Origin of the sequence: Ruminococcus sp. AF17-12, from assembly GCF_003479245.1 — a bacterium.
GTDB lineage: Bacteria > Bacillota > Clostridia > Lachnospirales > Lachnospiraceae > Blautia_A > Blautia_A fusiformis.
In genome coordinates this window covers 140,640-148,345 of record NZ_QUGY01000010.1, presented here as the reverse complement: position 1 = coordinate 148,345, position 7,706 = coordinate 140,640, and the positions used below count along the sequence as shown (strand labels likewise).

The 7,706-nt window shown below is 43.4% G+C and carries 7 protein-coding genes; 2 read left to right on the top strand and 5 right to left on the bottom strand.

The window, feature by feature from the left end:
• Positions 1-317 precede the first annotated feature (317 nt).
• Complete coding sequence (locus tag DWW77_RS12230; RefSeq protein WP_173746717.1) at positions 318-1,250, bottom strand: serine hydrolase domain-containing protein; 933 nt, start codon at positions 1,248-1,250, stop codon at positions 318-320.
• 5 nt (positions 1,251-1,255) lie between these two features.
• On the bottom strand, positions 1,256-2,602 hold the full coding sequence (locus DWW77_RS12225; protein WP_021653084.1) for an APC family permease: 1,347 nt from the start codon (positions 2,600-2,602) through the stop codon (positions 1,256-1,258).
• A gap of 259 nt (positions 2,603-2,861) precedes the next feature.
• Here DWW77_RS12225 and DWW77_RS12220 point away from each other — a divergent pair, with 259 nt between their 5' ends.
• Positions 2,862-3,698 carry a MurR/RpiR family transcriptional regulator gene (locus DWW77_RS12220; protein ID WP_118608781.1) on the top strand — a complete coding sequence of 279 codons (837 nt, stop codon included), beginning with the start codon at positions 2,862-2,864 and terminating at the stop codon, positions 3,696-3,698.
• 20 nt (positions 3,699-3,718) lie between these two features.
• The gene (locus tag DWW77_RS12215) at positions 3,719-4,666 is read left to right on the top strand and encodes a serine hydrolase domain-containing protein (protein WP_118608780.1); all 948 of its coding nucleotides are present in this window, start codon (positions 3,719-3,721) and stop codon (positions 4,664-4,666) included.
• 219 nt (positions 4,667-4,885) lie between these two features.
• Here the strand turns inward: DWW77_RS12215 and DWW77_RS12210 are convergent, their stop codons facing one another.
• From DWW77_RS12210 to cysT, 3 genes are read right to left on the bottom strand one after another with little or no spacing between them, the layout of a single operon-like run.
• A complete protein-coding gene (locus tag DWW77_RS12210; protein ID WP_092072438.1) occupies positions 4,886-5,944 on the bottom strand; it encodes a sulfate/molybdate ABC transporter ATP-binding protein in 1,059 nt (352 codons plus the stop codon).
• Positions 5,934-6,770 (bottom strand): sulfate ABC transporter permease subunit CysW, encoded by an 837-nt coding sequence (gene cysW / locus DWW77_RS12205; RefSeq protein ID WP_118608779.1) that lies wholly within the window; start codon positions 6,768-6,770, stop codon positions 5,934-5,936. The genes DWW77_RS12210 and cysW overlap by 11 nt, the downstream gene beginning before the upstream one ends.
• Positions 6,770-7,609, bottom strand: coding sequence for a sulfate ABC transporter permease subunit CysT (gene cysT, locus DWW77_RS12200; RefSeq protein WP_059086488.1), 840 nt, complete (start codon positions 7,607-7,609; stop codon positions 6,770-6,772). The genes cysW and cysT overlap by 1 nt, the downstream gene beginning before the upstream one ends.
• Between the last annotated feature and the right edge of the window lie 97 nt (positions 7,610-7,706).

The window sequence follows — 7,706 nt, the reverse complement described above, 5'->3', positions numbered from 1 at the left end:
TTGTGTTCATATTTGTATTATACTATGGTTTATCAGTTAATACAATTACTATTTTGTCCCTCTTCAATTACTTGCATAAATTCGATGGACGCGTCTTATATCCCCATAGTTGAAGCAGGGGGTTTTACGACGCATTGGATAAAATACTATATTCCAAAACGACACAAAAAAATCGCCGAACCCCAGTAAAATCAAAAGGTACAGCGATTTTTTTGTTTAGCAACTGTCAAAGACAGGAGTATAAAACGGTTTCTGACCAATGTCAAGCCAGAAAGATTTAAGCCCTCTTACACTGTCTGATTTGCCAGACAGAATTCTTATAATTCCGGAACCACTGTAGTCCATAGATGATTTCCTATTTTCTGGAAATCCCCCTCCAGAGACATTACAGTTACTACTGCATCCTTGTCAGGAAACGCCAGACAGAACTGACCATAATTTCCATCGGATCGATAGGAACCGGCTTCCGGATTCATTACAAACTGATATCCATATCCAAAACCGGAATATAGATTTCCCGGACTTCCTGCCACTGAATTATCCACCAGATTGGACGTTGCCATCTTCATGTACGACTCTGGCACCAGCTGTTTTCCATTATAATTTCCCTTGTGAAGAATCATCTGTCCATACCGGGTAAACTCATCAATATTCACATAAAGTCCATTAGCCGCATGCACATGCCCTTTCGGACACAAAGTCCAGTCTGGATTTCCAATTCCCAGCGGCTCAAAAAAGCGATTTCTCAAATATTCCAGAAGATTAACTCCCGCACGTTTTTCAATCGCACAGCTGATCATATAAGTATTAAAATTGCTGTACAGCCATTCTGTTCCCGGTTTTTTTATCACTTTCGCATTCTCGAAGAAATATCGGATCCAGTCCGGAGTTGTGTAACGCTCCGGCCAGTCACAGAAAAACAGAGAGCTTTCCAAACCTGTAGTCATTGTCAGCATATTTTCCAGCGTTACATCCCCCAGATATCCGTCCGGATTCTCCGGTGCATACTCTGGAAAAATATCCACAATCTTCTCATCAAGTCGAATCAGCCCTTCATCAAGTGCGATTCCTGCCGCACAGGACACAACACCCTTGCATGCAGACCAGGTATTCAGGCGGGTTTTCACCGGCATTCTTTTATATTCTGCCGTTAACTGTCCTTCACGCCATATCTGCGCATACATAACATTGAGATTTTCTTTTAAAGTTTTGATAGCAAATTCATTGATCAGGTTCTGGTCTTTATTCATAAACATTAATCCTCCCACACACTTGTTTCCATCTTTACATCAGGACTTACACTTCTAAACCATCCGTAAGCCATGCATACTACAATGGCTATCAGACTGATGATTACTACCGGAAGTTTCAGGCTTCTGCAAGAATTGATAAAAATGCAGATATATGCAAACAGGCTCAAACAGCAGAGGAAATAATATTTTCCGTTAGAAATATGCATTGGTGATTTTTCCCATGCTTCTGCATGTTTTTTCGGAAGCTGGAAATACGCATAAATCTGCAGAAATGCCAATGCTGATGCCAGAAGCATAATATTATTTACAACATCACTGATAGAAAAGTCCAGTAACACAGGTAATATTCCCATAAGATAAGTAAATGTCATCAGTTTCCAGTAAGCCCCTCTTCTGTTCTGAGCTGCCCATGATTTCGGAAGCCATCCATCTTTACAGGACTGTGCAACCGGAATACAGTTATTGGAAATTGTTGAATTAATGGATGAAGACAGTGCAAGTACCGGACCACCAATCATAAATACTGTGAAAAGTGCCGGATTTAAAATATTTTTTGCAACCAGGGTAAGCGGCTGTCCGGCTACCTGATCCAGAGGAAGCACACCACTTGCTACAATTGCAACACCGCCATATACAACCATCAGTGTCGGAATACAGTACAGAAGTGCCTTTGGAATATCTTTATGCGCTTCTTTTGCCTGTTTACCATAATTCATAATGCAGGAATATCCGTTTGTTGAATATACATACAGCATGATTGCGGAAAAGAATCCGGATGGACCATTGGAGAAAAAGTCTGGTGCTGTAAACTCAAACACCGGATTTTTCAGCTGGAGGCATCCCAGAACAATAAACAGACCAAGTGCAACAAACAGCAGGATAACCAGAATTTTCTGTACCTTCGCCATTACATCCACACCACACAGATTGATGGCAAAGAACACACTCAGGGCTGCAATTCCAAACCATTTCGCATTAATCTGCGGCCACAGGGAATTTGCATACATACCAATTGCCACACCATAAGTCGCCAGATTGATCGTCTGTGGCAAAAATCCTACTGCATACATACCGGCAACTCGTTTGCCGGCCATATCTCCTACCAGAGAATAAAATCCTCCTCCAAGTTTCAGTGTAGATGTGATCCATGGAATTGGTGCAATCATCATAAATCCCCAGATACATGCAGCTACATATGCCAACCATGCTGACTGACCAGTCAAAAGAATTGCCGGTCCGATCAGTGTCAGAACACCCGATCCAATCGCCTGTCCTACACCGATTGTATAAAGATCACTTCGTTTCAGGTAACCTGTTTTTTCTTTTATTTCCTTTACTGTTGACGACATAAAAGCCCCCCTTTTTTATTGACTTTAACATTAATAGTGTAATTAATTCTTTTTCTGACGTCATATGAATTATTTAATGCTATATTAGCATCTAGGTTTCAAGATTTCTATTGACAATATTATTAAAAATACACACTTTAATTTGTGCATTATTTACATCTTTTTTATATTAAGAAGAATTTTTTGCTCCATTATATTGTAATCAAACTTTACACCTGTTATAATTTATTATACTAATCGTACAGTACAGGAGGTTTTCATGAAAATAGAACAGTTGATCCGTGAAAAAGTATCTTTCCTTTCTGCCGGTCAGAAGAAAGTCGCCGAATATATATTACAACACCTTGATTCATTCAGTTATTCCACCCTTGCGAAACTCAGCAAGGAAATTTCCGTAAGCGAAACCACTATCATACGCCTTGCCTATTCCCTGGGATTTGAAAGTTTTTCTGAAATGCAGCGTACTGTACAGAATGATATTCTTTCCGTTCCTACGGTTATAAAAGACGATTCACGGCTGGATAGCGGAAATTTTTATCAAAACATCATTGCCAATGAACTCCATTCCATGGAAAACTGGGCATCTCATCTGAATCAGGAAGATATGGATCAGATTGTTACCCATCTGAGCAATGCCAAAAAACGCCTCATTGTTGGTGCACGCTCTTCCTACAGTGCCGCTCTCTGGATGGGAACTCTGTTGAATCAGCTTCTTGGAAATACCAAGGTGGTTCACGAATTTTACGATTCCAATTTCGAATATCTCACAGAAGCATCCGAGGATACAGTTGTTCTTCTGATCTCTTTTGCCCGCTATACCAAATGGTCTCTGAAATATGCACAGATTGCCAAAAATCATGGTGCAAAGATACTCGCCATCACAGACAGCATTTCATCACCGGCATGGGCGCTGGCAGACCACGCTATCATTACAGAGATCAATCTCAATGAAATGGGATTTAACTCCTTCTCATGCCTCTATTGTCTGTTTGACAGTATTGTTGCAAAAATCCGCAAAACCAGGTGCAAATCCATCAGTACACGACTTCATGACCTGGAAGAACTTTATTCAGACTTTGATCTTTTTTACGAATAATAATTTCAGGGGGGATTATCATGCAGGAAATTTTAGATATTTTTCTTGAGAAATCAAAGCAACATCATTCCAATATCATCTACGCACAGATATATAAAAATGATCTTCTAAAAGAAGAATTCAGACTTTTTCCGGTCAAAACCCGTTTAAATATATGGTCTATCAGCAAGCCTTTTGTTGCAATGGCCGCAGGTATCGCAGAACGTGAAGGACTGATCACTCTTGATGAATACATTTATCCCTGGTTTGAAAAATATTTCCCTTCCGACCCTTCTGAAAATCTGTACAAGATAAAGATCCATGATCTTCTTACCATGTCATCCGGTCAGAAAGATCCGCTCTTTTTCTGCGATGGACCAGAGCGATACAGAGAAAAGGACTGGGTGAGATATTTCTTTCAGAATGATTCTTTTCCATATACACCCGGTACACATTTCGTATACAGCAACTTCTGTTCTTATATTTTGTCCGTCCTTATAGAAGAAAAATCCGGTACCGATTTGCTGAACTATCTGCGATATCGTCTACTTGAACCGATTGGAATTCCAAATCCGGACTGGACCCTTTGTCCTCAAGGACACTGTATGGCAGCCAATGGATTATACCTGACAATTGACGAGTTGGCGCGTTTTGGACATTTGCTTCTGCATGAGGGAGAATGTAACGGAAAACAGATTGTTCCAAAAAAATTTGTTATTGATGCCTGTCAGAAACATATAGATTCTTACAATCCACTGACGGAGCATCCGGATTACCAGAGCTATGGTTATGGATATTTCATATATATGGGACCTATGGAAGATACACTGATCCTGTCCGGCAATTACGGCCAATACTGCGTCGTTGATAAAAAACGTCAGATGGTATCCTGTGTCATGTCCCTGGATGGCAATGACCACAAAAAAATCCGTGATGATCTGGTAGATTCCCTTGCAGAATATTACGGTGTGAAAATTTCACATATATAAAAAAATGCCACTCCCTCGGCAAATCATATGATATTCGCAATCCGCTAACGCTACTTGCTCATAAAAAAATGCCGCTCCGCGGCCACATCATATGATATTCGCAATCCGCTAATGCTACTTGCTCATAAAAAAATGCCGCTCCCGCGGCCATATCATATGATATTCGCAATCCGCTAACGCTACTTGCTCATAAAAAAATGCCGCTCCCGCGACATTTTTTTATATCACTAACCAATCCTCAACCATAGCTGTATTATGTAGCAGTACTGCCTCATTTCCCTTCGTTACAAAAATCCTCTGCACAAACACATCCACAACTTCGCCTTCCCGGACGGGTTCTTCGTCAAGGCTTCTTCTGGCGCTGAGTGTGGTGTTTCCTACACGGACTTTCAGTTCCAGGCTGCTGCCGCGGAATGCGACTCGTTCTACGACGCCCTCTGTTGCGGAGCTTTTATATTTCTGTTCCTCGTTCTTCTTAGTCACTTTTACAAACTCCGGACGGACAATGGCTTTTTCGCCTCCCGGAACTTCCTCGAAGTGATTGAACACCTGGTAATCATCGATTACAGAAGTCTGCCCGAAAAATCCCGCCGTAAACGCAGTATCCGGATTCTGATAAACCTCCAGTGGAGTTCCCTTCTGCTCGATCCGTCCACGGTTGGTAATAATAATTTCATCCGCCACCTCAATAGCCTCATCCTGGTCATGGGTAACAAAAATACTGGTGATCCCCAGCTTCTCGATCATATCCTTCAGCCAGCTTCGAAGCTCCGTACGGATCTTTGCATCGATCGCCGCAAAAGGCTCATCCAGAAGGAGAAGCTGCGGATTCGGAGCCAGAGCCCGGGCAAAAGCAACTCGCTGTCTCTGACCACCGGACAGCTGACTCGGATATCTTTTCTCCAGGCCCTTCAGCCCGATCAGCTCTACCAGTTCCATAACCCTCTGCTTAATATACTTCTTGTCCGCCTTCTGCACCTTCAGGCCAAATGCAATATTATCATACACCGTCATATACCGGAAAAGAGCATAATTCTGGAACACAAATCCAATGCCTCGCTCGCTGGCAGGCACATCATTGACCACTCTTCCGTCAATGATGATCTCACCGCTGTCCGGCTGCTCCAGACCGGCGATCATACGGAGAATCGTAGTTTTTCCGCTTCCGCTGGGCCCCAGAAGACCGATCAGCTTCCCCTTTTCGATACCAAAGCTTACGTTATCAGATGCCTTGTAATCCCCATATGTTTTATTGATATTTTTTAACTCAACGTACATCGCCTTTTTCCCCCTTTCCTTTATGCTCCAGAACATTTCTTGCGATCAGAAGGATCACCGCCAAGATCACAAGGATCGAAGAAACCGCAAATGCCGGAACATACTGGAATTCGTTATAAAGAATTTCCACATGAAGCGGAAGTGTATTTGTTTTTCCACGGAGATGTCCGGACAGTACGGACACAGCTCCAAACTCTCCCATGGCTCTGGCTGTACACAGCACAACACCATAGAGAAATGCCCACTTGATATGCGGAAATGTCACCTTGGTAAAAATCGTCCAGCCTTTTGCTCCCATCAGTGCTGCCGCCTCTTCCTCATCGGACCCTATGGATTCCAGAACCGGTATGATCTCTCTGGACACAAATGGAAATGTGACAAAGATCGTTGCCAGGACAATTCCAGGAACTGCAAACACGATCTGTATCCCTGCACTTTCAAGAACAGAATAAAGAGGACTCTGCTTTCCAAAAACCAGGATATAGATAAGACCTGCGATAACCGGTGATACTGTAACCGGAACATCGATCAAAGTGGTAAGGAACTTTTTTCCCCGAAAATGAAATCTGGTCATTGCCCATGCCGCACACAGACCAAAGATCGTGTTGCATACAACAGCCGCAGCCGTCGCCCCAATGGTCAGCTTCAGCGCTTTCAGCGTGTACTCATCTGTCACCGCCTGCACATAGCACTGCCAGCCCTTGCTCAGCGCCTGGGTTACAACAACCACCAGAGGCAGTACCAGCATCACAAAAAGAAAGATCACGGAAATCCCGATAAGGATCCATTTCACCGGCCCGGAAGCCTGCTTCTTTTTTTCATCCATTATGCATCCCTCCCTCTGATACGTTTCGTATTTCTTGCCTGCACCAGATTCACACCAAACAGGATCAGAAATGATACTGCCAGTGTAACCAGTGCGATAGCTGTTGCGCTTTCATAGTCAAACTCCTGAAGCTTTGACATGATGATCAGCGGCGTGATCTCTGTATAATAAGGCTTGTTTCCTGCGATAAAAACAACGCTTCCGTATTCTCCCAGGCAGCGTCCGAAGGCAAGTCCCGCCCCGGAAAGCATTGCCGGCAGAAGCTCCGGAAGAATAACCCTGCGGAAAACGGTGAATGGTTTTGCACCCATAACACGGGCCGCCTCCTCATAGGAACCGTCCAGTTTCTCCAGAACCGGCTGAATGGCCCTGACCACAAAAGGGATTCCCACAAAGATCAATGCCACCGTGATACCGATTCTGGTATATGCGATCTTAATACCGAAATTTGCAAAAAAGCTTCCCACCAGACCTTTATCGGATGTCAGGGATGTCAGTGAGATACCGGCAACTGCAGTCGGCAGTGCGAAAGGCAGCTCGATCATTCCATCCATGATCCTTTTTCCCGGAAAATCATATCTTACCAGCACCCACGCAAGGACCAGTCCCATAATAGCATTGATCACTGTGGCCGCAAATGCGGTAATAAAGCTTACATAGAATCCGGACAAAACCCTCGGCCGTGTGATCACCTCAATAAATTCCCGAAAACCCAGCCGCGCCGAGTAGACTGCCAGAGACGCAAGAGGGATCAAAACTACGATACTCAGCATCGCCAAAGTCACTCCCATTGTCAGTCCAAAGCCTGGTATCACACGTTTACTCTGTTGTTTCTTCATTTCTGTCTCCCCGCTTTTCTATTCTAAGTTTCTGGTCTGTTACAAATTCCCGGTCTGCTGCAAATCTCTGACTCTTCTACAACTCTCTGGTCTGTTA